Source organism: Aerosticca soli (genome assembly GCF_003967035.1).
Taxonomy (GTDB): domain Bacteria; phylum Pseudomonadota; class Gammaproteobacteria; order Xanthomonadales; family Rhodanobacteraceae; genus Aerosticca; species Aerosticca soli.
On record NZ_AP018560.1, the window covers coordinates 2,579,041 to 2,604,867 of the forward strand.

Consider the following 25,827-nt stretch of genomic DNA (forward strand, 5'->3'; position numbering starts at 1 on the left):
ACTCGTCACTCCTTTTGTACGCCGGATATATCCGCCGCTCCGGCTTCAGCTTTGCCAATCGCCACATCTACGGTTTGGCAAACTTTGGCTTGCGTATCAACTAGGGCAAGCATTCTGTCCGCGCTGGCCATCGTTTCCAGCCGATGCGCAATAATGATTCGCGTAAGCGCTAAATGCTGTATGGTGGTACTTATCAATCGCTCACGCTCCACATCCAGATGACTGGTCGCCTCGTCAAGGACCAGCAGCTTCGGTTGCCGATACAGCGCCCGCGCCAGAATCACCCGCTGCTTCTGTCCGCCAGACAGGCTGGAACCCATGTCGCCCACCAGGCTCTGGTAACCCATCGGCATCCGCACGATGTCCTCGTGAATCGCCGCCATCTGCGCCGCCGCCACGATCCGCTCCATCGATGCCTCCGGATCGAAGAAGCTGACGTTGTCGGCGATGGAGCCGGCGAAGAGCTGATCGTCCTGCATCACCGCGCTGGCCCACTGGCGATAGGTGTCCAGGCCTAGCTTGCGGATGTCTATGCCGCCGAACAGTACTTCGCCTTCGGTAGGCTCGAGCAGACCAAGCACGATCTTCGCCAAGGTGGTCTTGCCGCAGCCGCTGGGACCGGTGATCGCCACCGACTCGCCCGCTTCGATGCGCAGGTTGCAGTGCCTCAGGATCCACGGCTCACCCTCGGCATAGCGGAAGCTGACGTTGCGCAGTTCCACGCTGGCCTCGGGAGCGGGGCCCGTCCAGGCGGTCTCGGCCCGCGGCTCCGGTGCAGTCAGGGCAACGTCCGCCACCCGTTCGGCATGCAGCCGCAGCATGCGGAAGTCCGTCCACTTGTCGACCAACCCCGCTGCCCGGCTGGTGAACTGGTCCGCGTAGGCGATGAACGCCACCAGCATGCCGGCCGAGAACTCGTTCCTGAGCGCCAACGCGGCGGCAATCCAGATCAACGCCACCCGCCCCAGCCCGAACATCAACTGGTTGCCCAACGCGAAGGCGATGGTGAGCCGCTGGACGCCGATATCGCGGTTGGTGGCGGCGACAGTAGCGTTGGCATAGCGCGCCAGCCGCTCGTCCTGCTTGTTGGCCAGTTTGACGGGCATGGCACCGCGGATAGATTCCAGCAATTCGCTCTGCTGACGCGCGGCATAGACGATCTGTTCCTCGCTGGCCCGACGCAGTGGCCCGAACCACAACCAGCGTGCCAAGCCATAGGCCAGGAACAGCCCCAGCACCACTAGCGTCAGCCATGCGCTGTAGAAAGCCATCACCACCAGCGTGACCAGCGACATCAACCCGTCCAGCAGGGAACCGACGAACTGCGTGGTCAGGGTTTTCTGGATGGTCTGGATGGAGCCGAAGCGCGACACCACGTCGCCCACGTGGCGCTTCTCGAACCAGTCCAGCGGCAGCCGCATCAGGTGGCCGAACAGGTTGCCGGCCCATTGCACGTTGAGCGTGGCGCCCAGCCAGGTCACCGCCCACGAACGCGCGGCGGTGACCAGCGCCGACAGGATCGCCAGCGCGCCAAAACCCAGACCCAGCAAAGTAAGCAGGTCGCGGTCGGCCGAGACCAGCACCTGGTCCAGTACCCATTGAAGGTAGAACGGCGCGGCCAATGCGAAAACTTCCAGCGCCAGCGCCAACATCAGGATCTGCGCCAGCGCGGGCGCCAGGCCCTGCACCTTGCCTGTGAGCGCACGCAGCGAGACCGCCTGCCGTTCGCGCACCGGCGCGAAGTCGGCGGCTGGCGACAGTTCCAGCGCTACGCCGGTGAAATGATCGGACACCTCGCGCATGCCCAACTTGCGGACTCCGCCCGCCGGATCGTGGATAACGATGCCGCGACGCGCGACGCGCTTGAGTACGACGAAATGGTTGAGGTCCCAATGCAGCACGCAGGGGGTGCGCAACTGCGCCAGATCGTCGAGATCCAGCTTCAGCGGGCGACAAACGAAACCGAGCTTTCCGGCCATCTCCATCAGCCGGGCCAGGGTCACGCCCTTGAGCGAAGCGACGAAGCGCCGGCGCAAGCTGGCCAGGTCCATGTCGTGGCCGTGGTAGTTCGCCACCATCGCCAGGCAGGCCAGGCCGCATTCGGCCGCTTCCGTCTGCAACAGCATCGGCAAGCGGCGCGACCAGCCGAATTGCAGACGGGTATGTATACCCGCGCTGGCGGCCGTCGAGCTGGACTGCGCACCGTCAGCCATGCGCCTGCCCTCCCAACCGGTGGCCGATGCCGTACAGCGGCTCGAACACCCATTCGATCAGGCGCCGCCGTTCCATCAGAATGTCCGCCTCCACTGCCATGCCCGGCTTGACCGGCTCGGCCTTGCCGTAGGCCATGACGCGCTGGCTGTCCAGCGCTACCTGGACCCGGTACAGCGGCTCCTTTGCCTGCTCGCCGACCAGGGCCGCCACTTCCGAGGGCGCCAGGGCGCTGCGCGAGACGTCGTCCACGCGCCCGTACTGCTGCCCGAACTTTTGATAGGGAAATGCCTGGTAGCGCAGCACTACCCGGTTGCCCGGGGCGATGAAACCGATCGCCCGGCTGGGCACCAATAGCTGCGCCTGCAAGGTCGCGCCGGCCGGCAGCAGCGAAAGCAGCGGCTGCCCGGCGCTCACCATCTGCCCTTCCTTGAACAGCACGGCCGACACCACCCCGTCGCGCGGCGCGCGCAGCACCACCGCTCGCGCCATCTCGTTCTGCGCCATGGACTGGAGGACGGACGCCAATTGCCGTTCGGTCTCGTTGCGCTTGGCCGCCGCTTCCAGCGGCAATTGCGAGAGTGCCTGGCGAGCGGCCTCCAGTTGCTGCCGCGTATCCAACTGCTGACGGACGAGAGCCTTGTACTGCGTCTGCGCGTCGAGCAGCGCCGTGCGCTGCTGTTGCACCTGCAAGATCGATACGTAGCCCTTGGCGGACAGCGGTTCGATGCGTTCCAGCAATTGCCGGTTGCTGGTGACCTGCTGTTGCTGAAAATCCAGCTGGCCGGCGATCTGGTCGAGCTGGGCGCTCAACAGCCCGATCTTGGCCTTGAGCGCCGCTGCCTGCTGCTTGACCAATACCTGCTGCTCGTCCAGGTCCGAGGCCAGCCGCGTGCGCTGGATTTCGAGCTGCTGGCCCACCAAGGCGTGCGTGCTGCCGAGCGCCGCGCTGTCCTGATCGCCGGCAAGCTCGAGCAGGGCCTCCCCTGCCTTGACGGGCTGGCCGTCGCGCACGCGCAGCCGCACTACGGTACCGGCAGTGGGCGCGGCAACGTTCAACAAGCCTGCGCTGGGTACCAGCTGACCGGCCACCGTCTCGCGGCGGGTATAGGAACCGAGAAAAAGAAATAGCAGCAACGCCGTGGCGACCGACAGCGCCAAGGCCGTGAGCAGCCAGCGCGACAACGGCGCCGCCATCACGATGGAGCCCAGCCATTCCCCGCGCCGGACCTCCACGACTTCCTTGCGAAACAACGTCCCCGACATGCCTACGTACTCCCCCAAGTACGGTTTGGGTATAGGAAGTTCAACCGCCCTTTTTTGCGAGTCTGGCAGGTAGGAAGCGGCCGCGCAAGCGCCGCTTTGGGCACAGATCGGGCACAGATCGGGGGTTCATGCGTGGGTTTTCGACATCGCGGGGCCACGCAGCGGCTCAGTGCGTAGCCATTTCTCACCGAATCCCGGCACAGGGCCGAGCGCAGCCCTGCGGGGTCGTGGCCGCATCGGATCGGATTCTGCTTTCGCTTCCGGTTGAGTGGCCGGCACCTCGTCACGCGGCCGGCGGCGGGGCGCGCGCTGCGGGCCGGTAGTGCGCTTGCTCCAGCGCGCCGTGCTTCTCGAAGTGGGCGAGGATGGCGCGGATGGCGGTGGGTTCCTCGATGCTGGCGACGATCCGTACCGCGCCGCCGCAGTGGGCGCAGGTGGTGACGTCGATGGAAAAGACCCGCTTGAGCCGTTGCGCCCAGCTCATCGCACGGCGCTTCTGCTCGGGGCTGCGCGGCTCGTCGTGGGCGCTTGCGTCCACTGGCGCCGCATCGCCCGCAGGCCGCTTGCCGCGCCCCGATGGCGTCACCTGCGCGCGCAGATTCGCGTTCGGGGCGAATACGCCGTGGAAGCGGGTGAGATGCGCGCGTGGCGGCGGGACCAGTGCCGCCAGCTTGGCGATGAAGTCCACCGCATCCCATTCGACATGCGTGGTCCCATTGCGCCACGGCGTCTTGAGCTGATACCGCACCCTACCCTGCGATGAGATCGATAGCCGCTGCTCGCTGATCGCCGGGCGCGTGATGTAGCGGCACAGCTTTTCGAGCTTGTGGCTCTCGTGTGCTTCCGCGGCCACGCCGGCATGCAGCGAGAAGCCGCCGACCTTGCCGGCGTCGCCGTCCAGAGAACCCGCATCACCGGGTAGCGTTTTCAGGGTGACGACCTTGCGGCCAGCGTCGCGACCGGTGGCGATGCGGTAGGTGATCGAACTCATCCGCAGCGCGTCCATGCCGTCGTCGCTACCCGCGCTGTCGGACAGAAACACGGATTCGTCCTCGCCTTCCAGCCAGCCTTTGCGCGTCAGGTGCCGGCACACGCGATGCGCGATGGTGCCGGCCAGTTCCGTCAGTTGCGCCGATGTGGGCCGCTGACCATCCCCCTGTCCCCAAGAACGGCGAGCCGCGTGCTCGCCGTTTTGGCATGGACGCGTGCGGATTGGCGAACCCGAAGTTTGCGCGTGGTTCGCCATTGCGTCCCTCGTATGTTCGCCACCCGAAGCCTGCAATGACACCTGTTCCTCAACAGCGTCATAGGAGGCTTCCATGCCGACAACGGCAAGCACCATCACCCGGTCGCCGGTCGATGCGATCAACGGTCTGTCTCCCGGCGATCGTCGGGTCCTCAACGAGAACGAGCTCGCGCAGCGCTGGGGCCTGAGCCCCAAGACCCTGCAGCGCTGGCGCAGCGAAGGGCGTGGCCCGCGCTACCTGAAGCTGTCCAAGCGCGTCAGCTACCCCCTGGAGTCGGTCATCGAGTTCGAGCGTGGTGCCCTGCACGACTCGACCTCCGAGCGCGCGGCGCGCTGAAGGGGGATGCGATGAGCGATTTGACCCTCTACCCCGCCGACATCGCCGCGATGTCCGTCGGCCAGCTGGCCGCGCTGCCGCCCGCCCAGAAGGCGGAGATCAGCCGCAACCTCGACGAAGCGCTCGCCTGGCTCAAGCAGGCCCGCGCGAAGTTCGACGCCGCGCTGGAGGCCGCCTACGGCGAGCAGGCCCGCGCTGCACGCCTCGAGGCCGGCAAGGACTTCGGCGTCGTGCACCTGAACGACGGACCGCTGCGCGTGACGGTCGATGTCCCGAAGCGCGTGTCCTGGGACCAGGTGCAACTGGCGGCGATTGCCCGGCGCATCGCCGCCGCCGGCGAGCGCGTCGAGGACTACCTCGATGTCGAGTACTCGGTGTCCGAGTCCCGCTTCAACCACTGGCCCGCGGCGCTGCGCGCGCAGTTCGAGCCGGCGCGCACCGTCAAGCCCGGCAAGCCGACGTTTCGGCTGACCTTGACCTCGGAGGACTGAACCATGCCCACCGAACTGAAAGTGAAAGAGAAGGGCCGGAATTCGATTCCGCCCCGTGTCGCCGAGCGGCTGAAGGAGGTGGCGTGATGACGCCCCTTCATCCTCGTGACGTCCTTGATCTTGGCAAGCCAATGGCCGGGTTGTGCTCGGCGCGCTGTGGCATGGCATGGCGGGGCAAGCCGCGGCAAGGCCCAAGCGAACTGTGACTGGGCTCGGTTCGGACTGGCTTGGCGTGGCTAGGCAAGGCTGGGCCCGATGTGGCAAGGAACTTTCGATTTCTGGAGATTCGACGATGAAAACCCTTTTGAGAAACGAGGATGCGCTCGGCAACGGTGCCGAGTCGGCGGTCCTGACGGGGGCGCCGTACAGCGTCCGTGTCGTCATCGAAGGCGTGGCGGACTTGTTGTTCCACCGCTGGAACTGCGAGGCCGTCGACGCCAAGGCCAAGGCCACCAAGAACAGCGCCGCCAAAAAAACCGACGACATCGAGAGCTACGTCTATCGCGACAACCAGGGCCAGTTGTGCCTGCCCGGGGAGTATCTGCGACAGGCGCTGATCGGTGCGGCCAAGTTCAAGCAGGACCCCAGGAGTCCACGCAAATCGGCGCAGGACATCACCAAGGCCGGCGTGGTTTCGCTCACCCACCTGGCCAGCCTGGGGACCGACCGCTGGGATTACGAAGACCGCCGCCGCGTGGTGGTGCAACGCGCGGGCGTCAATCGGGTGCGGCCTGCCATGCGTGCGGGTTGGCGCGCCGAGTTCGATCTGATGGTGGTGCTGCCCGAATACCTCGACCGTGCCTGGATCAAGGACAGCCTGGACATGGCAGGCCGACTCATCGGCGTGGGTGACTTCCGTCCCACCTTCGGCCGCTTCACGGTCGTCTCGTTCGAATGAGGAGTCGGCCATGCCATTGCCTATCGTGACGGCCAACGAAAGACTCGTCGAAAAACGCTGCGCCAAGGTCGCCCTCGTCGGTGCGCCCGGGGTGGGCAAGACCTCCCAGATCCGCACGCTCGATGCCGAACGCACCTTACTGGTGGACACCGAGGCCGGCGATCTGTCCATCCTCGACTGGGGCGGTGACACCCTGCGCCCGCGCACCTGGCCGGAGTTCAAGGACCTGGTGGTGTTCCTGGCAGGACCCAGCCCGAGCGCCACACCCGAGCAGGCCTTCTCGCAGGCCCACTTTGATCACGTCTGCCAGAAGTACGGCGACCCGGCGCAGCTGGCCAAGTACGACACCTACTTCGTCGATTCCTTGACCGTGCTCTCGCGGATGTGCCTGGCCTGGTGCAAGACCCAGCCGGCCGCATTCTCCGAGAAGACCGGCAAGCCCGACACCCGGGGCGCTTATGGCTTGCTCGGCACCGAGATGATCGGCGCCCTCACGCACCTGCAGCACGTGAGGGACAAGCACGTCATCTACGTCTGCATCCTGGAAGAGAAGCTGGACGATTTCAACCGCCGCATCTACCAGCTGCAGCTCGAAGGCGCCAAGACCTCGGCCGAGCTGCCTGGTGTGCTCGATGAAGTCATCACGCTGGCCATCTTGAAGGCCGACGACGGCACGCCATACCGCGCGTTCGTCACCGGCGCGGACAACCCCTGGGGCTTCCCGAGCAAGGACCGCTCGGGACGGCTTGCCCCCATCGAAGAACCCCACCTCGGAAAGCTCATTGCCAAGTGCCTCGGCCGCACTGCCGCAGCACACGCCAGCGCTTTGTCGCATTCAACCGACCTCAACGCATCCAAGGAGTGATCCATGACCGCCTGGAACGACTTCAACGACGCCGAACAACAGACCAGCTTCGACCTCATCCCCAAGGGCACGCTCGCCCGCGTGCGCATGACCCTCAAGCCCGGGGGCTTTGATGACCCGGCGCAGGGCTGGACCGGGGGCTACGCCACGCAGAGCTTCGAGACCGGCTCGGTGTATCTGGCGGCCGAGTTCGTGGTGCTGGAGGGCGAGTACGCCCGGCGCAAGCTCTGGAGCAACATCGGCCTGCATTCCCCGAAGGGCCCGGCCTGGGGCCAGATGGGCCGCAGCTTCGTGCGCGCGATCCTCAACAGCGCCCGCAACGTCCATCCCCAGGACAACGGGCCGCAGGCCGCCGCCGCGCGGCGCATCCAGGGCTTCCACGAGCTCGACGGCATCGAGTTCCTCGCCCGCATCGACGTCGAGAAGGACGGTCGCGGCGAGTTGAAGAACGTCGTCAAGAGCGCCGTCGAGCCCGACCACCCGGAGTATGCCCGCCTGATGGGCGTGCCGCCGAAGAACCCTGGCAGCGGCTCCAGCGGTGCGCCGGCGGCGCTCACCCCGCCCCGTGCGATGTCTGCGCCAGCCGCCCCGCAACCCCCCGCCGTGCCGGGTAAGCCCGCCTGGGCGCAGTGAGAGGAGGGCCAGTGAAGTGCTGGGTCTGCAAACGACAGGCGCGCGGCTACGGCCACTCGGACCTTCGGCATCCGGTGGGCGATGCCCGGCGCTATCCGATCGACTGGGTGTTCTGCTCGCGGCGTTGCCAGCAGGCGTTTCACGCGCTCTACGGCCAGTGGCTGCGCGTGCAGGAAGGACGCACGTCCAAAACGGAGGTGGCCATGATCGATCCGTCTGACGTCGAACTGGCCGCGATGAGGAAGTGCCTCAAGGCCTTCGGCGCGGCGGCAGAAAGCATCGGCTTCGACAAGCCGCTGGGCGAGTATTCCGAGGCCGAGGCGCTCCAGGTGATCGACGCCATCGTCACCTGCTACACGGACGCGATGGTCGAGCACCACGAGGCGACCAAGTACCCGCCGGTGCGCGGGCTGAAGCGCCCGGTGTCCGATCCCTTCGCCGATCTGGAAGACGACCTGCCGTGGGAGGAGCCGAAGGCTCAAGCGCAGACGGCACGCACGGCAGCACCCAAGGAGGCGCGGCGATGATGGACTTCAACGCCTCCAAGAGCCTGTCGGGTCAGATCACGGCGCTGATCGACGCCGGGCTGCAGCAGTCTCGCGCGGCGCAGCCTCGCCGCACCTACCTGGGCGCCTCGCGCCTCGGGGTCGCCTGCGAGCGCGCGCTGCAGTACGAGTTTGCCGACGCCCCGGTCGATCCGGGTCGCGAGACCGACGGCCGCCTGCTGCGCGTCTTCGATCGCGGCCACGTCATCGAGGACTGCATGGTCGGATGGCTGCGCGCGGCGGGCTTCGAGTTGCGCACGCGCGACGACGCGGGGGAGCAATTCGGCTTCTCGGCGCTCGACGGGCGCCTGCAGGGCCACGTCGATGGGGTGCTCGTCGCCGGGCCCGACCTGGGGTTCGGTTGCGGCTACCCGGCGCTGTGGGAGAACAAGTGCCTGGGCGCCAAATCGTGGCGCGAGTTGGAGAGGCACCGACTCGCGGTGGCCAAGCCGGTCTACGCCGCGCAAGTGGCGCTCTACCAGGCCTACCTGGGGCTGCACGCGCACCCGGCGCTGTTCACGGCGGTGAACGCCGACACGATGGAGATCCACGCCGAGCTGGTGCCGTTCGATGCGGCGTTGGCGCAGCGCATGTCCGACCGGGCCGTGAAGGTCATCACGGCCACCGAGGCGGGCGAACTGCTGCCGCGCTCGTTCTCCGATCCCACCCATGTCGAGTGCCGGATGTGCCCGTGGCAGGACCGGTGCTGGAGGGCTGCGGCATGAACGAGACACCACTGCACCCGGTGCTCGGGGAGCGCCTGATCGACGCACGCGAGGCGGCACTGGCGCTCAATCTGCCGCACTACTGGCTCACGCACGCGAAGGAGCGCCGGCGTCTGCGCCTGCCGCACTACCGGGTGGGCAAGCTGCTGCGTTTCAAGCTCTCCGAACTGATGGCGTGGATGGAGGAACGTCAAGCCCTGCTCACGGCCGACGCAGTGCACGAGGAGGAGGCGGATGCTGGACTTCAATGACACCGCGCCCGTGCCCGAGATCCCGGCGTCCGAGCGCCGCGAGGCCCTGCGCGCCGCGCTGCTCGCGAGGCTGGAAGCGGTGCTGTTCTCGCTGTTCCCCGCCGGTCGGACGCGCCGCGGCAAGTTCGTCATCGGCGACGTGCTCGGCAGCCCGGGCGACAGCCTGGAGGTCGTGCTCGACGGCGACAAGGCGGGGCTCTGGACCGACCGTGCCACCGGCGACGGCGGCGATGTGTTCCACCTGATCGGCGCTCACTTCGGCGTGGACGTGCAGGGCGACTTCGCCCGCATCCTCGACCTGGCCGAGGACCTCGTCGGCCGTGCCCCCACGGCCCCGGCGCCCAAGCGCCGCAAGGAGACTCCGGTCGACGACCTGGGTCCCGCCACCGCCAAGTGGGACTACCTCGACGCTCAGGGGCGGCTGCTCGCCGTCGTCTACCGCTACGACCCGCCCGGGCGCAAGAAGGAGTTCCGGCCCTGGGACGCGCGCCGCCGCAAGATGGCTCCGCCCGAGCCGCGGCCGCTGTACAACCAGCCGGGGATCCAGGACGCCGCCCAGGTCGTGCTGGTCGAGGGCGAGAAATGCGCCCAGGCCTTGATCGAGATCGGGATCGTGGCCACCACCGCGATGCACGGGGCCAACGCCCCGGTGGACAAGACCGACTGGACGCCGCTGGCTGGCAAGGCCGTGCTGATCTGGCCCGACCGCGACAAGCCGGGCTGGGAGTACGCCGTGCAGGCGGCCCAGGCGATTCTGTCGGCGGGCGCGAAGACCTGCCACATCCTCTACCCACCCGAGGAAGCCGCCGAGGGCTGGGATGCGGCCGATGCCGTGGCCGAGGGCTTCGACGTCGCGGCCTTCCTCGCCCACGGTCCGCGTGTGCAGGTGCATGACATCGCGGACCCCGGCGAGCCGGTGATCGGCGCGGATGAATCGGTGTGGGGCACCGAAGATGCCCTGGCGCTGGCCTTCACCCGGCGCTACCACCGCGACTGGCGCTACGTGGCGGCCTGGGGCCGCTGGTTGGTGTGGGACGGTCGGCGCTGGCGCAACGAGGAGACGCTGGCGGCCACCGACTTGATCCGCGGTGTCTGCCGACACGCGGCCCTCCAGGCCGACAACCCGAAGCTGGCGGCCAAGCTGGCCACCTCCGGCACCGTCGGCGGCGTCGAACGCCTGGCTCGCGCAGACCGACGTCATGCCGCGACCACCGCCGAGTGGGACGCCGATCCCTGGCTGCTCAACACCCCAGGCGGTGTGGTCGACCTCCGAACGGGCCGCATGCGCGCGCACGACCGCGCCGACCGCATGACCAAGATCACGACTGCCACGCCTCGCGGCGACTGCCCCCGCTGGCGGACGTTCATGGCCGACGTCACCGGCGGCGATACGGCGCTGCAGAGCTATCTGCAGCGCATGGCGGGCTATGCGCTGACCGGCTCCACCCAGGAGCATGCGCTGTTCTTCCTCTACGGCACCGGCGCGAACGGCAAGTCGGTGTTCGTCAACACCCTGGCCACGATCCTGGGCGACTACGCCGCCAACGCGCCAATGGACACCTTCATGGAGACGCGTACCGACCGCCATCCGACCGACATGGCCAGTCTGCGTGGGGCGCGCTTCGTGGCCTCCATCGAGACCGAGCAAGGGCGGCGCTGGGCCGAATCCAAGGTCAAGAGCCTCACGGGCGGCGACAAGATCTCCGCGCGGTTCATGCGGCAGGACTTCTTCGAGTTCTGGCCGCAGTTCAAGCTTTTCGTCGCCGGCAACCACAAGCCCGCCATCCGCAACATCGACGAGGCGATGAAGCGGCGGCTGCACCTGATCCCCTTCACGATCACCGTGCCGCCCGAGCGGCGCGACAAACACCTGCAGCAGAAGTTGCTGGCCGAGCGGGACGGCATCCTGGCCTGGGCGCTGGAAGGGTGCCTGGCCTGGCAGCGCCTGGGCCGGCTCGATCCGCCGCCGCAGGTCGTGGCCGCCACCGAGGAGTACTTCGAAGCCGAGGACGCGCTGGGCCGCTGGCTGGAGGAGCGCTGCGTGCGCGAGGCCAATGCCAAGTCGCTGACGGCCGAACTGTTCACCGACTGGAAGCAGTGGGCGGAGGCCGCCGGCGAGTTCGTCGGCTCACAGCGCCGCTTCTCCGACCTCTTGATCACCCGCGGCGTCGAGAAATGGCGCAACGCCGCCGGCATCCGGGGCTTCCGTGGCGTGGGTCTCAAGCACCCGATGCAGCCCGCCTACACCCCCTATGCCGACGACTGAACACCCATGACCCCCTGCCGGACTGACGCATCTGACGCTGTACATCGTAAGTCTCTACGCGCGTGCGCGTGCGCGCGCCTCACGGGAGTAATCGATATCGTGCGTCGGATGCGTCAGTCCCCACCGAACGAGGACTGACACCATGCACACCACCCTGCTTGCCCTCGACCTGGGCACCACCACCGGCTGGGCGCTGCGCGACCGCACGGGCCGAATCACCAGCGGCACCGAAGCCTTCAAGCCCCGACGCTTCGAAGGCGGCGGCATGCGTTTCCTGCGCTTCAAGCACTGGCTCACCGAACTGAAGGCCCACGCCGACGGGATCGACGCGCTGGTCTTCGAGGAAGTGCGCCGCCACGTCTCGACCGACGCGGCGCACGTCTACGGCGGCTTCCTCGCCACGCTCACGGCCTGGTGCGAGCACCACGGCATTCCCTACCAGGGCGTGCCGGTGGGCACGATCAAGAAGCACGCCACCGGCTCTGGCCGCGCCGGCAAGGACGCGGTGATGGCGGCCGTGCGTGCGCGGGGCCACGCCCCGGCGGACGACGACGAGGCCGACGCCCTGGCGCTGCTGCACTGGGCCCTCCCGCTCCACGACGCGGCGCAGGAGGACTGAGATGATTGTTCCGACCCCAGGGACGTCCGCCCCGGTTTCAGGGCGGACACCGCGGGGCCTAGCGGATGAAGAGCCGATAGATCAGCTTGTTGACGAGACCGTACGGCGGATAAGCGAAGCGCGCGCCGTTGAAGCGCGGCTTCACGTACACGCTCTTGGCGTGCGAGAAGGTCAGGAAACCCTCCTTGCCGTGATAGCGACCGATACCCGACGGGCCGATGCCGCCGAAGGGCAGGTCGTCCTGGGCAATGTGCGAGAGCGTATCGTTGATGGAGACACCGCCCGCGTGCGTCTGCTCGAGCACCCGCCGTTGCCGCTGCTTGTCGTAATCGAAGTAGTACAGGGCCAAGGGGCGCGGATTGCGCCGCACGTACTCGAGCGCCTCGTCGAGACTGTCGTAGGGCACCACGGGCAGCAGCGGCCCGAAGATCTCCTCCTGTCGCACCAGCATGTCTTCCGTGGTGTCGAGCAGCAGCGTGAGCGGCAGCTTGCGCACGTCCTCCAGTTTCTCGGAGGCGGGGTTGATCTCGACGATACGCGCCCCCTTCTCGCGCGCGTCGCGCAGATACCTCGTCAGACGCTCGTACTGCCGGTCGTTGACGATGGCGGTGAAGTCCGGGTTGTCGCGCAGCGTTGGGTACATGCGCGAGACCCGGCGCTGGAAGGCCTCGACGAACCCGTCCACCCGGTCCGCGGGACAGAGCACGTAGTCCGGGGCGATGCAGGTCTGCCCGGCGTTGAGCGCCTTGCCGAAGGCGATGCGCTCGGCCGCGTGATCGAGCGGGACCGTGTCCGAGACGATCGCCGGCGACTTGCCGCCGAGCTCGAGGGTGACGGGGGTGAGGTGCTCGGCGGCGGCGCGCATCACCTGCCGCCCCACCGCCGTCGAGCCGGTGAAGAGCAGGTGATCGAAGGGCAGGCGCGTGAAGGCCTGCGCCACCTCCGCCTCGCCATGCACCATGGCGACGTGATCCTCGGGGAAGACCTCGCCCAGCATGGCCTCGAGGGTCTTGTTGGTGGCCGGGGTGAACTCGGACACCTTGATCATCGCCCGGTTGCCCGCGGCCAGCGCGGTCGCGAGCGGCTCCAGCACCAGCTGGATCGGGTAGTTCCAGGGCGCGATGATGCCCACCACCCCCAAGGGCTGGTACTGGACGAAAGCCTTGGCCGGCTGGAAAGCGGCCCCGACATGGCGCCGCTCGGGCTTCATCCACCGCCGGACGTTCTTGAGCTGGTAGTTGATCTGGCTGACCGTCGGCATGATGTCCGCGAGCATGGTCTCGTCGCGCGAACGGCAGCCGAAGTCTTCGTTGACGGCATCGGCCAGGCGCCCCTGATAGCGCAGGATCGCCGCCTTGAGCCGACGAAGGTTCTCGCGACGAACCTCGGCCGACGGCATGGGATCGCGGTCGAAGGCTCGCCGCTGGCTCTGGAAGACCTCCTGCATGCGGTCCATCTCGGACCGCGTCCGCTGGGCGTTCAGCGCCGTCACGCTCATCGTCGTTCCTCCCGCCAATCCACAGGTTCCCTCACTGGGCCGCCGCGACCGCCACGGTCGCGCTCGGCTCCCGGCCGCGCTTGCGGTCCTCGAGAATCATCTCCGCGCCCTTCTCGGCGATCGCGATGGTGGGCGCGTTGGTGTTGCCGCCGACGAGCGTGGGCATGATGGAGGCGTCGATGACGCGCAAACCCTCCATTCCGCGCACCCGCAGGCGCTCGTCGACCACGGCCGAGTCGTCCTGTCCCATCTTGCACGTCCCCACGGGGTGGTAAATGGTGTTCGCCTTCCGGCGCACGAAATCCCGGATCTCGTCGTCGCTCCGGACCCGTTCGCCGGGGAAGATCTCCGCCCCGCGGTAGGGATCGAAGGCCGGCTGAGCGAGCACCGCCCGCCCGACCTTGACCGCGCGCACCATCTTCTCCATGTCCTCCGGCGCCTCGAGGTAGTTGGGCTGGATGTGCGCCGGCTCGGCCGGGTCGGCGCTATTGAGCGAGATGTAGCCCCGGCTCTTCGGGCGGAGCTCGCAGATGTGCAGCGAATAGCCGTGGCCGAAGAGGAAGGGCAGGTTCAGGCCGTGGTTGTCGAGGCGCATCGCCGTGAGGTGGAACTGCAGATCGGGTATGGCCTGGTCGTCGCCGCTGCGCACGAAACCGCCGGCCTCGGCGCCGTTGGTGGCGAACATGCCCTGGCGCTTGCGCAGGTACTCGAACAGCGCGAAGACCCCCTTGTACAGGGAATCCAGGGCGAACCCGTACGAGACCGCCTTGCGGCACTTGTGCACGATCATGACATCGAGGTGATCCTGGAGGTTGCGGCCGACCCCCGGCAGCGAATGCCGGACCTCGATGCCGTGCCGCCGCAGCTCCTCGGCCGGCCCGATGCCGGAGAGCATCAGGAGCTGCGGCGAGTTGATGGCGCCCCCCGAGACGATCACCTCGGCGGCGGCGCGCAGGGTCTGCCGGACCCCGCGACGCCGGAGCTCGACCCCCACCGCGCGCCTGCCCTCGAGCAGGATCCGCGTGACCAGCGCGTCGGTGACGATATCCAGATTGGGACGGCTCTCGGCCTCGCGCAGGTAGGCCTGCGCCGCGCTCCAGCGCCGGCCGTTCTTCTGGGTGACCTCGTAGAGGCCCACCCCCTCCTGCTCGGGACCGTTGAAGTCGTCGTTGCGGGGATAGCCGGCCTGCACCCCCGCCTCGACGAAGGCCTTGGAGAGCTCGTTGGGCTTGCGCAAGCGGGCGACGTTGAGCGGCCCGCCGGTGCCGTGGTATTCGTCGCCCCCGGCCTCGCGGTTCTCGGCCTTGCGGAAGTAGGGCAGCAGCTCCTCGTAGCTCCACCCCCGGTTGCCCAGCTCGGCCCAGTGGTCGTAGTCCCAGCGGTGACCGCGGGTGTAGATCATCGCGTTGGTGGAGCTCGAGCCGCCCAGGGTCTTGCCGCGCGGCCAATAGAGGCGGCGATTGTCGAGATGGGGCTGTGGCTCGGTGTAGTAGCGCCAGTTCAGCTTGCGGCTCCACATCAGCGACAGGATGCCGATCGGCGTGTGGATGAGCGGGGACTTGTCCTTGGGCCCCGCCTCGATCAGACACACCCGCACGCTCGGATCCGCGCTGAGCCGGTTCGCCAGCACACAGCCCGCCGAACCCGCGCCGACAATGATGTAATCGTACATCGGCCTCCTCCTCCCATGGGGTATACGGATTTAAGGACACGCTGAACAAATCAGCATTTTACTGGAAATGAGCGAGAGTGACCGCATCGTCCGGCCCGGGGCCGTCGTGACGCGCGACGTTCCGCCCCATGCGGTCGTCGCCGGGAACCCTGCACAGATCGTCGGGTACACCGATGTCGCAGCTGCGGCCACCCAGATTGCCGCATCGCGTGCCCCGGAGAACCCCGGGGCCACGCCTAGCCGCGTGCGCGGTGTCACGCTGCACAAATTACCGAAGGTGCTCGATCTCCGCGGCAATCTCACCGTCGGCGAATTCGGACGCACCCTGCCTTTCGAGGCGCGCCGCTACTTCATGGTATTTGGTGTTCCCAATGCGGAAGTGCGCGGGGAACATGCGCATCGGACGTGTCACCAGTTCCTCGTCTGTGCGCACGGCAGTCTTTCGGTCGTGGCAGATGACGGTTCTATGCGTGAGGAGTTTGTGCTAGACGATCCCAGCGTTGGTCTCCATCTTCCACCGCTGACGTGGGGGATCCAGTACAAGTACTCGCCCGACGCAGTTCTGCTGGTATTTGCATCCGAGTACTACGACCCCGCCGAGTACATTAGGGACTATGGGGAGTTTCTGGAACTTGCGGCTGCGGGGAACATTCGATGAATGTGAACACGCGCATCCGCCGCCTGACCGAGGCCTACAGTACAGAGCAGCTGCATGATGTCTTGAGCAACGCAGGCATAGCAGGGCCACACTCATTCATTCGAGGGCTTGACGCCGACTACGACCGCGACGTACTCATCGGCCAGTGGCTGCGGCCGCTCACGGCAGCGGATGACCTGCGCTTCGTTGTGCACGTGGACCATAGCGAGGTGTGGGTCCTGGCGGAGAGGCTCCCCTGGGATTCCGAGTTCTTCGGCCTCGGAATGGCTAGGCTGAATGCGGTGGTGCGGCCGGGACGCACGGCTGCCACACGCGATGACGGTCGGGAGATGGCGCAGGCGTTGACGGCAGTCGCAGACCTGTTCAAGCAGCAGCGGATCGACTACGTGTTTGCTGCGGTCTCGCCTGCCGATCTCCCATTGATCCGTGCAATCTCGGCCAACGGGTTCGAGCTCATCGAGACGCGCTGTCACTACCATCGCGCCCTTTCGGGTCCACCGGCCCAGCGGTACGCCACGCGATTGGCCCGGCCTGAGGATGTGCCTTCGCTCGCGCGCGCGGCCCGCGTCATGGTCAATTCTTACGACCGCTTCCACGCCGATATCGCCATCGCTCCAGCGGCAGCTGACAGGCTCATGGAGCGTTGGGTCGAGGCATCCATTATGGATGGCTTCGCTGATGCGACGATCGTGCCCGACGAGCCCGAGCCCGAAGCATTCTGCACAGCCCGCTATCACCGGCAGCACTGGGAGGGCTGGAAACTTCGCCTTGCCCAACCCGTACTTAGTCGCCCCTGAAAAATTCATTTTCACGCCGCCCTTAGCCGCAGCTGGGCAGGGTTGGCGCCACTGGTCTCGGTTGGCCGCCGCTGGGCGAGCCACCGGCCGATGAGGCGCACGGCCGCAATGAGGCGCAAAAAAGCTCGCCTCAAGAAGGGCACGCCCTTCTTCGTGATCATGCGCAGCAGCCAGCGGATGTTGTAGCCCGCCGCGCACAGCACCGCGTGCAGCCGGTCACCCTGCTCGCCCTTGAGATGGCACCTGTCCATGCGGTGATCCTGCTTCAAGTGCCCGATGACCGGCTCGATGGCCTGGCGGCGCTTGAGCAGCTTGCGCTCCTCGTGCGTCAGGCGCTTGATCTTGCCGCGGTGCGCCAGGCGCACATCCGCAATGTCGGCTTCCACCCCGCGGTAGCCCAGATCGGCAAACGCTGTGCTGGGCTTGATGCCAGTGTCCTGCATCAGGATGGTGGCCTGCTCAATCTGGGCTTGCAGCGTGTGGCCGTCGTAGGGGTTGCCGTGGAAGGCCCGTGCGCCCAAGATCAGGCTGTGCTTCAAGGTGCTGACAATGCCGACCTTGACGCCGAACTCGTAAGGGCAGCGGGCCTTGCCCTTGTTGATGCACTCCACCTCCGGCGCGTGCCAGGCGTAGAGCTTGCGTCCCTCTTCGGTGGCCTTGCGGTTGGCGGTTTGCGCCACGATGCGCACAGCCTTGTTCAAGGTCTCACCGAGCGCTTCGCGTATGGCCTGCCCCAGGCGGGCAGCCTTGCGCTCGATCTCGCGCTGCAGTCTGGCCACGATGGTGCGCTGACGCTTGATGACCCGGCGCATGCGTGCGAACTGCCGCGCGTGCGCATAGCGTCCTGCCTTGCGGCTGAGGTCTTTGCCTTCCTTGGCAAAGGTCTGCTTCAAGGCGATGCCGGCTTGCTTGGCTGCTTGCACCAGCTTGGTGCGCGCGGTCTCGAGCAAGCGGCTGTCGGTCGGGTGCGCCACCGCCTTGGGTTGTACGGTGGTGTCCACCACCACGCGCTTGAGTTCCTGCGGCTTGATGAGTCCGGTTCCCACCGCCACGTTGATCGTCTGCGCCAGGAGTTCTTCCACCCCCTCCTCGCCCAGCAGCCGGCGAAACTTCACCAGCGTCGTGGCGTCGCACGGCCGGCGATGTTCAAAGTACGCCCGCCCCGAGAAGAACTGCCATGTGGGGGTTTCGCCCCAGCGCTCGACCACCCCTTCGTCCGACTCGTTGAAGGCGTGCTTCAGATACAGCAGCGCGATCATCACGCGCAGCGGCACGCGGGGTCGGCCTGCGTTGGACGCCCGAGCTGCGCGCACCGGAGATTCGCCAAAGAGGTCCAGATCGGGCATCGCGACACCTGCGCGCGCTTTGCGCATGAACAGGTGCGACAGCCTTGCTTCCAACTCCTGCCACGGCATGCGCGAGGTCAGCACCGCCAGCGGATGGCGCAGGTCGATCATCTGATCGAGCCGGGCGCGGAAGAAGTCCTCGGTGGCGGGGCAGGCAAACATCGAAAAACTCCCAGAAAACGGCGCATCAGACCATCAAATCTGGGGGAAATTGTACTCGCAAACAGACAATAACACACGAAAAATCATGAGGTTATGAATATTTCAGGGGCGACTAATTGTAATGGGGGGGCTGTCAATAGCAAGATGGCATATTGTCGCGGGGATGTATCAAAAATGTTGCATTGGCGAGGCTGCGACGGGGGGCCGTGCATGCGGGTTACCCCCAGCGGAGCCCCCAGTGGAGTGACCCATCGGGATTGCACTCCGGGTGTAGGGTTGGCATACTATGCCAATCTTTCCTGCAAGGAGATCGTCATGCCGACGCGCAATGTTGTCCTCACCGATCACCAGGCCGCGCTGGTAGAGCATTTGGTCGCCAGCGGCCGCTACCAGAACGCCAGCGAAGTGCTGCGCGAGGGCTTGCGTCTTGTCGAACAACGCGAGGCCGAGGACGCCAGCCGCCTCGAAGCGCTGCGCGCCGCCGCCAAGGCGGGCATCGCCGATATCGAAGCGGGACGCTACAAGACGTTCGATACCAAGGAATCCTTGCGCGCTCACCTGAAGGCCGTGACAGCCCAAACGCTCGCCCAAGCATGAGCGAGCCGTGGCGCGTTCGCCTGGCCGCCAGTGCCGAGGCCGATCTGCTCGACATCGCGGCGTGGACGGCGGAGCGCTTCGGTTCCCGGCAGGCTGGGTACTACGTCGACACCGTGACACAAGCCATCGAGGCCTTGCACGAGGGGCCCGACATCCTGGGGGCCAAAGCGAGGGACGACATCGCGCCCGGCATTCGCACCCTGCATGTGGCGCGGCAGGGCAGAAAGGGCCGTCACTTCGTCGTGTTCCGGGTTGCCCCGGGGCGAGTCATCGAGGTGCTCCGCCTGCTTCACGACAGTATGGATCTGTCGAGGCATTGGCCGAACGATGACGCTGAAATCCAGTGAGACCGTGAGCAGCGGGGCTACAGCGTGCTCCTGCGGGGGCGGCGTGAAACGGACAAACGCCCGAAACTTTCCGCACTGGCCCGAAGGATTGCGCAGGGGTTTGGAAAATGAGTTCGAAATCGGTGGTTGACTGCACCACCAATACCTAACGCCCAACCCTCATCGGTTGGGCGTTTTCATTTGCGGGTTCCGCGACACCATGCGGGGTTTGGCGGCGTTCCGCGTGTGCCACGCGGTAGTGGCAGGGTGGCCGGAAGTCGCCCGGTTCGACTCTCTTTCGCCCTCTTTTCTCTCGAAATCCGCGCCAACTTCTTTGCGGAAGCGCACGCAAATGGCCTTGTGGCCCAGTGACTTGCACGTGCGTCACTGCCATCGGTTGTCCATCGTGCTTGGATGAGCAAGGCATCAAGCCTGCACGGGGCTCAATGCTGCAGCACAGGGCATCGAGTACAGCCCCGGGCGCCCCTGCACGACCTGGACGAGGGCCCGGTATGCAACGAGTGGCCCTTCGGCTTCCGGCTTGCCCTTGTCGCGCGTCTTGACCTTGAACACGTCGATGGGCTTGGCGCTGTCGAGCCCGGCACGCCGCATGACCTGTTCGGCGGTGCGGGGCTCCCCCTTGAACGACCACAGGGCCTCGAACACTGCTGCCTGAGCCTCGGTCAGCCGGATCGGGCCGTGCGGCCAGTCGGGCAGCGTGACCCAGCGGAAATCCGCCGAGAAAGGCCCCTTCACTGGCGTCGTTGGATCGCTGGCCTGCGGGTCTGGCGGCTCACCCGGCAGGCCGATGAGCGCGATGCCGCCACCGTAGAGGGTGAAGCGATCTTCCAACGCCCACCACTGCACGCCCGGCCCGAAGGGCGCACCGCGCGTTTCGCGCGGTTTGGGTGTAATCACCCGAACGTCGCCACCGGTCACGCGCACCCGATCCAGCAGCGCTGGTTCTTGCCACAGCCTCACGATGTCGCGTGCGAGCAGCACCGGCGCGCGCCGGGATTCGCCCAGCCGCCACACGCCGTCACCAAGGTCGTCGATGCCGTCGCGGCTGTCGATCGCAAGGGCCAGGCGCAGCTTCTGGCGCAGCCAGTCCTCGTTCAACCGCAGCGCTGCGCCGTCCTGCGGCGAGACCGGCACCGGCCCGCAGTCCGGGCAGCGGCACAAGCGTCCGCCGCGCCCGTCGCCGAACACCGGCGCCCGATGCAGCGCACAATGCGGGCACAGCACGCAAGATTGATCAGTCACGGCCGCCTGGATCGCGCGGCCCAGGTGCGGCAGCAGCGCCACCTCGCGCGGCGACAGGGTGGCGCGCAGCACCGGCATGCCCGCGGCGAACAGCCGGCAGACGAACTGCCAGCCCTCGTGTGCCGACATCTCACGCGTCCTCGGGAGTCGTCGCCCTGACCGTGCCCGCGGCGAAGGGTGCCTCCTGTGCGCTCAAGGTCTGGCCGGGGCGCAGGATGCCGATGCGTACCAGGTAGCGCTCCAGCTGCGCTTGCAGCTTGGCATCGAACTGGTGCAGGTTGAGCCGCCCGCGGCTCGTGACCTCGATGGGCACCACGCGCGCCCGGGTGCGCCCTGGCTCGGGAGGGTAGTACAGGTTGATCTGAGCCGCCAGCACCGCCCAGCGGCCTTCCAGCGGGCCCGGCAGTTGATCGCGCAGCAGTTCATGCACCGAGCGGTGCTGACTGGCCTGCATGGCCGTGCACTCGATTTTCAGATCTCCCTCCGGACTCAGCAGCGTGAGCGACTTCAGCTGCACCAGCGAGAAGCCGTCCTCGAACACCTCCGGCACATCGAAGCCCGTGCGCAGCGCCGACAAGTCCAGCGCCGGGGCCTTGATACGCTCGGGCGTGGCCTTCACCCCGAGCACATGCTCGGCGAAGGCCTCCACCAGCATCTGCTGCACCTTGTGACCGCCGCGCGCCAGGGTGCGCACCACGCCCGTGGCTTCGGCGTACTCCAACACCATGTGGATGTTCGGGTTGCCCACGCGCTGCTTCAACACCACGCCCTCGAACTCCAGGCGCAGCTCGGCCAGGTCTTTGACGTGCACCGTCAGCAGGTGGATGCCGGGGCTCCTGGGCACGAGATAGGCCACACAGCCCTCGCCGCACTGGCGCTCGCGCTGGTAGTAGGCCGAGATCGCTCGACGCAGACCGGCCAGTGCGGCGTCCGTCGGGATCGCAGGGCGCCGCACTCCCAAGTCGTATTGCTGCGCCTGGGCGCTGTGGTGCGCCCAGAAATCGAGATCGCTGGCGCGTTCGAACAGCGCCCGGTGCCGCACGTACAGCCAGAACGAGCGATGCAGGTCGCTCTGGCACAACGCCAGGCCCGTCACCACGGCGGGATCGGACAGCGCCGCCTCGAACATCGCCTGGCCGCCCGCGGCATCACCCAGCGCGACGCTGGCCACCAGCTCGGCCGTCAGCCGGTCGCGCGCCGAGGTGTCGCCCCACGTCATTATGGCTTCAATCACGGCCCGGTTCGGCGGCTCGTGCGGCTGTGCATCGAGCGCTGGCGGCACCGCCAGCCCATGGCTGGCGAGAAACTGGTGCAGCGTCTCATCCGGCGGCAGCGCCTGCAGCACGTCGACATAGGTCTTCTTCATCGCGTCTCGGTCCTTTCCTTGAGGTGACGTCGGAGGTCTGCTGACCGAGGCTTCGGGCACGCGGGCCGGCGACGGCTGACTGAACTTGTGTCACGCCAAAGTAAAGCAGCGTGATACAGCGCGATTGTGTCCCGGCCTGATCCGCTTGTCAAACTGCATGGCACATCTAGCGGCGTTTGGTATCACAGGGCTATACTGTCGGATCGCATTCCAACACTTCCCGTGATTCGAGACGGGACATCGCCATGGCTTCCGCGTTTGGATCTCGCCTGCGGCGATTCCGCGAGGCGAAGAAATTGACCCTGCAGCAGGTGGCCGACGCGGTCGGCTGCACCAAGGCTTACATCTGGGAACTGGAGATGAAGGAGGGCCAACGCCCCTCCGCCGAGCGCGTGCAGGCGCTGGCCAGGGTGTTGGGCGTCACGATGGAAGACATCATGGGTGAGCCCATCCCCCAGGTTCCCGAGGCCAGTCCCGAGGACGTGGCCTTCTTCCGCGAGTACGCCGGGATGACGGAGGAGGAGAAGAGACGCTACCGGCAGGCGCTCGAGATCATGTTCCCCGACAAGGGCCAGGGCGGGGACTGACGATTGGGCACCGCGTGCCACCTCACCGGTTCGATTGCTGCCAGCCATGTCCACAAGTGGCTGCGGGCATGGTACGGCGCGGACGTGCCCGAGGCCATCGATCTCGATGTCGTGCGGCAAATGCTGCCGACCACGCCCTACGGCAAAGGGGTTCGGGAAATTCGTCCCCCGGTGCAGTTCAACGACGATGCCTTCGAGGGCATGCTGGCGCGGGATCCCGGCGACCCTGAGGTCTGGGGTATCGCCTACAACGGCACGGTCAGCCCGCAGCGCCAGCGATTCACCATCGCTCACGAGCTCGGGCACTTCATCCTGCACCGCGACCGGCAGCAGCGCTTCAACTGTGACAAGGAGAGCGTCTACTCGGGCCACGAGACGATGCGCCTGATCGAGCGCGAGGCCGACGACTTCGCCAGCAACTTGCTGATGCCCGGCGATCGGCTGCGCGAGTGGATCTCGAACGGACGCATCGATCTGCACGTCCTCAGCGCCATTGCCAAGCGCTTCCAGGTCTCGTTCGAGGCGCTGTGCATCTGCTTCATCAAGTTCACCTCGCAGCGCGCCATCCTGGTCTACTGGGACAACGGCTACGCGAAGTACGAATGGCGCAGCAGCAGCGCCGTCAGGACGCGGGCGCGCATCCGACGCACCGGCGATCCGCAAGAGCCGTTACCCGGCACGCTCGCCGCCGACGCGAGCGTCGTGCAGGCGTGGGACGGCATCGAGATGTCTGCTGCGATCTGGTGTCCGGAGGAGGCACCCTACATGAAGCTGCGTGAGTTCAAGCACAGCTACGCCTCGAGAGATCGCGTCCTGACCCTGCTGCTGTTGGAAAGCGCTGAGCCGCGCGCTTGGGATCGGGCGTGGCAGGACGGCGAGAGCTACGACCAGTTCGTCGCGAACGAGCGGTTACCGGTACGCTGAATTCAGAGCCGTCGCCGAAGATGCCCCATGACTACAAATGCCCAGCGACTGAAGGACGCCCTGGAGGAGACCCTTCGGCTCCAGAGCCCAGAAAGCGAAGAATACAAGCAATGGCTGCAAGGTCCTCGAAACTCGCCGTTTCCTCCTTCTATCCCGGCGGGAAGCAGTGGCTTCTATCCGACCACCGATCGGGCACTTGGCTGCATAACGGAGATCATCGACAACATCCGAATCAATGACGCCGCGCTTGCCCGAACTCTCAGCAGAGATGAAATGTTCAAGCGGGCGATGCTCGCGCTCGGAGCGAATCTTTCATCACTCGTTGAAGTCGCCGATGACGATGAGAGATGGAAGCAGTACCGAGAAGCCATCTCCACTGCGTTCACCGCCTCCCCGACCAGCCAGACTGTCTATGTGCCAGTGTGGCTCTTCGTCCGCCAGGAGTATGGGAGTTTCTCCGTCGGACCCGTTGAATTCGTTGATCGATCGGGATGGCTAGACAAGGTGGAACTCCTTCGAGGTAGTCGTCCCGCATGGCGATCAGGTGTTGAAACGGCTTGGGGGCTGGCTAGCAACGATGGCGACGGCGCTGATGGTGACTGCGATCAGATCGTCAAGTTGGCAATCCGGACGGTGACGCGCTTTGCGTCAGCAGAACAAAGAATTGCGTGTGTCGCCATTGAAGGCTTTGATGATCAAGAGGCGCAGCGTCGAGCACTGCTCGCAGCCAGAATTGCCATCGACGGCATACGGCTCCTCATCCCAGGCAGCAACAAGAAAAGGATATTCACCTCAGCCGACCACGGCCCGCCTCGCGCCATCGAGCGACTACGGCAGATGGCTGGGCACGACCTGACCGCTGGTTCAGGAATGGAAATACCAGGCGTTGGCGGAGCTCCCGGCGCAGCTCAGGAATTGATCGACGCCTCCATAGATTTCCGAAAGGCAGCCGGGAACTGCATCACGGTCGTCATCAGTCCGACGCCCGCGCAGGAAAACCTACCTGAGCTGTCTCAGCGATGGAGCAATGCCATTCACTGGTATGGTCGGGCATGCGTCTCCGACGCGGACTTCGTCGCACTGCCGATGTTTGGTTTCGCACTAGATATTTTGTGCGGTGGTAAGGAAGAGGCCGGAATTAGAAATCTGGCTTGCGCGCTCTTCGAGAAAGAGCCGGAAGACTGCGTTCGGACGGATGGGTTGACGCTCAAGGCTGCCGTGCGCAAGGTCTACGAATGGCGGTCGAAGATTGCTCATGGCTCCTTGCTGGCGGCCGACCTCATTCTTGAATCGGAGCGGGTCTTGTCCGAAAGCATCGCCAACGCAATGCTCTATCAGTACGTGATGTGTTTGGAGCAATACCGTTCAAGCGCGTCCCCCGTGGATACTGGCGAGTACTTCCTGGAGTGGCTCCGGAAGAACCCGCCGTCGACTTGGTCTCCGACACCAACCACGGCCTGAACCAGTGGCCTTCCTCCTTTCCGCACACGCCAGCTCAAACACGTTACGCGAAGTGCCTTCGGTTTCTAGCATGAGCAGCGTTTTCCATCGGAACGCCGACCATGCACGAACCCGAACCCCTCTCCCCGGCCCTCGAGGCTGATCGGCCTCGGCACGCGCACCAAGAGATCGTCGATCTGTTGGCCTGCGCCCTGCTGCGGCTGCGCGCACGCCCCTTTCCGCCGCCTGGCCGTCCCGCCACCGACAGCGACTCGGTTGGCCTTGGCTTCTGCGGGCCACAGCGCGTGAATGCGAACCCCGATCACGCACGAGGAGTTCGCCGATGACGACACACGCAGGCCCCGCGGACCCGGCCACCGTCGCCGCCCGCGTCGCCCGGTTGCCCCACCTGCCGATGGACAGCCTCTGGGCGCTGTGGGACGAGTACTTCGAGGAGCGGCCCAAGCATCACCACCGCACCTGGCTGGAGAGCCGGCTCGCCTACAGGATCCAGGAGCGCGCCTTCGGCGGATTGAAGCCCGCGACCCGCCGCAAGCTCGAGGAGATCGGTGAGACGGGCATCCTGCCACGCCAACTGCGCCGTGACGCGAGTCGGCTGCTGCCGGGCACGGTGCTCACGCGGATGTTCGACGACGTCGAGCACCGGGTGCTGGTGCGCGGGCCCAATGACTTCGAGTATCAGGGGCAGCGGTTCAAGAGCCTGACGGCGATTGCCCGCCACATCACCGGCACGCCTTGGTCGGGCCCCGCGTTCTTCGGCCTCAAGACCAAGGACGGACGGAAGGAGCCGGCATGAGATCACGATGGCCCGCATCCC

Annotated in this window: 25 protein-coding genes and 1 pseudogene; 18 read left to right on the forward strand and 8 right to left on the reverse strand. The window is 66.3% G+C overall.

Annotated elements, in window-relative coordinates:
• Positions 1–5: 5 nt before the first annotated feature.
• The 3 genes and pseudogenes from ALSL_RS12115 to ALSL_RS12130 form a co-directional block, all read right to left on the reverse strand.
• The gene (locus ALSL_RS12115; protein WP_126539522.1) at positions 6–2,213 is read right to left on the reverse strand and encodes a peptidase domain-containing ABC transporter; all 2,208 of its coding nucleotides are present in this window, start codon (positions 2,211–2,213) and stop codon (positions 6–8) included.
• Positions 2,206–3,477, reverse strand: a complete 1,272-nt coding sequence (locus tag ALSL_RS12120) for a beta-barrel domain-containing protein (protein WP_126539524.1) — start codon at positions 3,475–3,477, stop codon at positions 2,206–2,208. Before ALSL_RS12120 ends, ALSL_RS12115 begins: the two co-directional genes overlap by 8 nt.
• Positions 3,478–3,760: 283 nt before the next feature.
• Positions 3,761–4,618, reverse strand: a pseudogene (locus ALSL_RS12130) (transposase); the annotation flags it as partial.
• Positions 4,619–4,796: 178 nt separating this feature from the next.
• Between ALSL_RS12130 and ALSL_RS12135 the strand changes: the two are divergent.
• From ALSL_RS12135 to ALSL_RS12180, 10 genes are all read left to right on the forward strand, one after another.
• Positions 4,797–5,060: a helix-turn-helix transcriptional regulator gene (locus ALSL_RS12135; RefSeq protein WP_008648927.1), complete on the forward strand. Its 264-nt coding sequence runs from the start codon at positions 4,797–4,799 to the stop codon at positions 5,058–5,060.
• An 11-nt stretch (positions 5,061–5,071) separates the two neighbouring features.
• Complete coding sequence (locus ALSL_RS12140) at positions 5,072–5,551, forward strand: hypothetical protein (RefSeq protein WP_054284890.1); 480 nt, start codon at positions 5,072–5,074, stop codon at positions 5,549–5,551.
• A 292-nt stretch (positions 5,552–5,843) separates the two neighbouring features.
• On the forward strand, positions 5,844–6,449 hold the full coding sequence (locus ALSL_RS12145) for a hypothetical protein (RefSeq protein ID WP_083460479.1): 606 nt from the start codon (positions 5,844–5,846) through the stop codon (positions 6,447–6,449).
• A gap of 10 nt (positions 6,450–6,459) precedes the next feature.
• Positions 6,460–7,314, forward strand: a complete 855-nt coding sequence (locus ALSL_RS12150) for an ATP-binding protein (RefSeq protein ID WP_126539526.1) — start codon at positions 6,460–6,462, stop codon at positions 7,312–7,314.
• Positions 7,315–7,317: 3 nt separating this feature from the next.
• Positions 7,318–7,947 (forward strand): hypothetical protein, encoded by a 630-nt coding sequence (locus ALSL_RS12155; protein WP_126539528.1) that lies wholly within the window; start codon positions 7,318–7,320, stop codon positions 7,945–7,947.
• A gap of 11 nt (positions 7,948–7,958) precedes the next feature.
• On the forward strand, positions 7,959–8,474 hold the full coding sequence (locus ALSL_RS12160; protein ID WP_126539530.1) for a DUF6511 domain-containing protein: 516 nt from the start codon (positions 7,959–7,961) through the stop codon (positions 8,472–8,474).
• The gene (locus ALSL_RS12165) at positions 8,471–9,217 is read left to right on the forward strand and encodes a hypothetical protein (RefSeq protein ID WP_126539532.1); all 747 of its coding nucleotides are present in this window, start codon (positions 8,471–8,473) and stop codon (positions 9,215–9,217) included. The genes ALSL_RS12160 and ALSL_RS12165 overlap by 4 nt, the downstream gene beginning before the upstream one ends.
• Entirely contained in the window at positions 9,214–9,468 is a 255-nt protein-coding gene (locus ALSL_RS12170; RefSeq protein WP_126539534.1) for a helix-turn-helix domain-containing protein, read from the forward strand. The genes ALSL_RS12165 and ALSL_RS12170 overlap by 4 nt, the downstream gene beginning before the upstream one ends.
• Positions 9,452–11,734 (forward strand): phage/plasmid primase, P4 family, encoded by a 2,283-nt coding sequence (locus ALSL_RS12175; RefSeq protein ID WP_126539536.1) that lies wholly within the window; start codon positions 9,452–9,454, stop codon positions 11,732–11,734. Before ALSL_RS12170 ends, ALSL_RS12175 begins: the two co-directional genes overlap by 17 nt.
• A gap of 142 nt (positions 11,735–11,876) precedes the next feature.
• A complete protein-coding gene (locus ALSL_RS12180; protein ID WP_126539538.1) occupies positions 11,877–12,353 on the forward strand; it encodes a crossover junction endodeoxyribonuclease RuvC in 477 nt (158 codons plus the stop codon).
• A gap of 58 nt (positions 12,354–12,411) precedes the next feature.
• Here ALSL_RS12180 and ALSL_RS12185 read toward each other — a convergent pair whose 3' ends face one another.
• Positions 12,412–13,851 carry a coniferyl aldehyde dehydrogenase gene (locus ALSL_RS12185; RefSeq protein ID WP_126539540.1) on the reverse strand — a complete coding sequence of 480 codons (1,440 nt, stop codon included), beginning with the start codon at positions 13,849–13,851 and terminating at the stop codon, positions 12,412–12,414.
• A gap of 31 nt (positions 13,852–13,882) precedes the next feature.
• A complete protein-coding gene (locus tag ALSL_RS12190) occupies positions 13,883–15,523 on the reverse strand; it encodes a GMC family oxidoreductase (RefSeq protein WP_126539542.1) in 1,641 nt (546 codons plus the stop codon).
• Between the two features lie 67 nt (positions 15,524–15,590).
• Between ALSL_RS12190 and ALSL_RS12195 the strand changes: the two genes are divergently transcribed.
• Positions 15,591–16,181 (forward strand): sugar 3,4-ketoisomerase, encoded by a 591-nt coding sequence (locus tag ALSL_RS12195; RefSeq protein WP_126539544.1) that lies wholly within the window; start codon positions 15,591–15,593, stop codon positions 16,179–16,181.
• Entirely contained in the window at positions 16,178–16,978 is an 801-nt protein-coding gene (locus ALSL_RS12200; RefSeq protein ID WP_126539546.1) for a hypothetical protein, read from the forward strand. The genes ALSL_RS12195 and ALSL_RS12200 overlap by 4 nt, the downstream gene beginning before the upstream one ends.
• 11 nt (positions 16,979–16,989) lie before the next feature.
• Here ALSL_RS12200 and ALSL_RS12205 read toward each other — a convergent pair whose 3' ends face one another.
• Positions 16,990–18,486, reverse strand: coding sequence for an IS5 family transposase (locus tag ALSL_RS12205; RefSeq protein ID WP_231700226.1), 1,497 nt, complete (start codon positions 18,484–18,486; stop codon positions 16,990–16,992).
• A 315-nt stretch (positions 18,487–18,801) separates the two neighbouring features.
• Here ALSL_RS12205 and ALSL_RS12210 point away from each other — a divergent pair, with 315 nt between their 5' ends.
• Positions 18,802–19,083 carry a type II toxin-antitoxin system ParD family antitoxin gene (locus ALSL_RS12210; protein WP_062196849.1) on the forward strand — a complete coding sequence of 94 codons (282 nt, stop codon included), beginning with the start codon at positions 18,802–18,804 and terminating at the stop codon, positions 19,081–19,083.
• The gene (locus ALSL_RS12215; RefSeq protein ID WP_062196848.1) at positions 19,080–19,430 is read left to right on the forward strand and encodes a type II toxin-antitoxin system RelE/ParE family toxin; all 351 of its coding nucleotides are present in this window, start codon (positions 19,080–19,082) and stop codon (positions 19,428–19,430) included. Before ALSL_RS12210 ends, ALSL_RS12215 begins: the two co-directional genes overlap by 4 nt.
• A gap of 405 nt (positions 19,431–19,835) precedes the next feature.
• On the opposite strand, the gene ALSL_RS13780 is transcribed toward ALSL_RS12215, so the two are convergent.
• Positions 19,836–20,801: a hypothetical protein gene (locus ALSL_RS13780; protein ID WP_019559508.1), complete on the reverse strand. Its 966-nt coding sequence runs from the start codon at positions 20,799–20,801 to the stop codon at positions 19,836–19,838.
• Position 20,802: 1 nt separating this feature from the next.
• Positions 20,803–22,038 carry a hypothetical protein gene (locus tag ALSL_RS12225; RefSeq protein WP_019559507.1) on the reverse strand — a complete coding sequence of 412 codons (1,236 nt, stop codon included), beginning with the start codon at positions 22,036–22,038 and terminating at the stop codon, positions 20,803–20,805.
• A 245-nt stretch (positions 22,039–22,283) separates the two neighbouring features.
• Here ALSL_RS12225 and ALSL_RS12230 point away from each other — a divergent pair, with 245 nt between their 5' ends.
• The 4 genes from ALSL_RS12230 to ALSL_RS12250 all read left to right on the forward strand — a co-directional run bounded on the left by ALSL_RS12230 (position 22,284) and on the right by ALSL_RS12250 (position 25,806).
• A complete protein-coding gene (locus tag ALSL_RS12230) occupies positions 22,284–22,625 on the forward strand; it encodes a helix-turn-helix domain-containing protein (RefSeq protein WP_119352879.1) in 342 nt (113 codons plus the stop codon).
• A 3-nt stretch (positions 22,626–22,628) separates the two neighbouring features.
• Positions 22,629–23,549: an ImmA/IrrE family metallo-endopeptidase gene (locus tag ALSL_RS12235; protein ID WP_198410653.1), complete on the forward strand. Its 921-nt coding sequence runs from the start codon at positions 22,629–22,631 to the stop codon at positions 23,547–23,549.
• Positions 23,550–23,576: 27 nt separating this feature from the next.
• Entirely contained in the window at positions 23,577–25,010 is a 1,434-nt protein-coding gene (locus tag ALSL_RS12240; protein ID WP_126539507.1) for a HEPN domain-containing protein, read from the forward strand.
• Between the two features lie 322 nt (positions 25,011–25,332).
• Entirely contained in the window at positions 25,333–25,806 is a 474-nt protein-coding gene (locus ALSL_RS12250; protein ID WP_126539510.1) for a DUF2924 domain-containing protein, read from the forward strand.
• Positions 25,807–25,827 lie beyond the last annotated feature (21 nt).

Excerpts from the sequence above, each read along its gene's own strand:
- ALSL_RS12210 (WP_062196849.1), top strand. The coding sequence starts at position 18,802 with ATGCCGACGCGCAATGTTGTCCTCACCGATCACCAGGCCGCGCTGGTA.
- ALSL_RS12195 (WP_126539544.1), top strand. The coding sequence starts at position 15,591 with ATGAGCGAGAGTGACCGCATCGTCCGGCCCGGGGCCGTCGTGACGCGC.
- ALSL_RS13780 (WP_019559508.1), bottom strand. The coding sequence starts at position 20,801 with ATGTCGGCACACGAGGGCTGGCAGTTCGTCTGCCGGCTGTTCGCCGCG.
- ALSL_RS12155 (WP_126539528.1), top strand. The coding sequence starts at position 7,318 with ATGACCGCCTGGAACGACTTCAACGACGCCGAACAACAGACCAGCTTC.
- ALSL_RS12185 (WP_126539540.1), bottom strand. The coding sequence starts at position 13,851 with ATGAGCGTGACGGCGCTGAACGCCCAGCGGACGCGGTCCGAGATGGAC.
- ALSL_RS12180 (WP_126539538.1), top strand. The coding sequence starts at position 11,877 with ATGCACACCACCCTGCTTGCCCTCGACCTGGGCACCACCACCGGCTGG.
- ALSL_RS12165 (WP_126539532.1), top strand. The coding sequence starts at position 8,471 with ATGATGGACTTCAACGCCTCCAAGAGCCTGTCGGGTCAGATCACGGCG.
- ALSL_RS12135 (WP_008648927.1), top strand. The coding sequence starts at position 4,797 with ATGCCGACAACGGCAAGCACCATCACCCGGTCGCCGGTCGATGCGATC.
- ALSL_RS12225 (WP_019559507.1), bottom strand. The coding sequence starts at position 22,038 with ATGAAGAAGACCTATGTCGACGTGCTGCAGGCGCTGCCGCCGGATGAG.
- ALSL_RS12120 (WP_126539524.1), bottom strand. The coding sequence starts at position 3,477 with ATGTCGGGGACGTTGTTTCGCAAGGAAGTCGTGGAGGTCCGGCGCGGG.
- ALSL_RS12175 (WP_126539536.1), top strand. The coding sequence starts at position 9,452 with ATGCTGGACTTCAATGACACCGCGCCCGTGCCCGAGATCCCGGCGTCC.
- ALSL_RS12140 (WP_054284890.1), top strand. The coding sequence starts at position 5,072 with ATGAGCGATTTGACCCTCTACCCCGCCGACATCGCCGCGATGTCCGTC.
- ALSL_RS12200 (WP_126539546.1), top strand. The coding sequence starts at position 16,178 with ATGAATGTGAACACGCGCATCCGCCGCCTGACCGAGGCCTACAGTACA.
- ALSL_RS12145 (WP_083460479.1), top strand. The coding sequence starts at position 5,844 with ATGAAAACCCTTTTGAGAAACGAGGATGCGCTCGGCAACGGTGCCGAG.
- ALSL_RS12115 (WP_126539522.1), bottom strand. The coding sequence starts at position 2,213 with ATGGCTGACGGTGCGCAGTCCAGCTCGACGGCCGCCAGCGCGGGTATA.
- ALSL_RS12230 (WP_119352879.1), top strand. The coding sequence starts at position 22,284 with ATGGCTTCCGCGTTTGGATCTCGCCTGCGGCGATTCCGCGAGGCGAAG.
- ALSL_RS12240 (WP_126539507.1), top strand. The coding sequence starts at position 23,577 with ATGACTACAAATGCCCAGCGACTGAAGGACGCCCTGGAGGAGACCCTT.
- ALSL_RS12215 (WP_062196848.1), top strand. The coding sequence starts at position 19,080 with ATGAGCGAGCCGTGGCGCGTTCGCCTGGCCGCCAGTGCCGAGGCCGAT.
- ALSL_RS12190 (WP_126539542.1), bottom strand. The coding sequence starts at position 15,523 with ATGTACGATTACATCATTGTCGGCGCGGGTTCGGCGGGCTGTGTGCTG.
- ALSL_RS12250 (WP_126539510.1), top strand. The coding sequence starts at position 25,333 with ATGACGACACACGCAGGCCCCGCGGACCCGGCCACCGTCGCCGCCCGC.
- ALSL_RS12170 (WP_126539534.1), top strand. The coding sequence starts at position 9,214 with ATGAACGAGACACCACTGCACCCGGTGCTCGGGGAGCGCCTGATCGAC.
- ALSL_RS12205 (WP_231700226.1), bottom strand. The coding sequence starts at position 18,486 with ATGTTTGCCTGCCCCGCCACCGAGGACTTCTTCCGCGCCCGGCTCGAT.
- ALSL_RS12150 (WP_126539526.1), top strand. The coding sequence starts at position 6,460 with ATGCCATTGCCTATCGTGACGGCCAACGAAAGACTCGTCGAAAAACGC.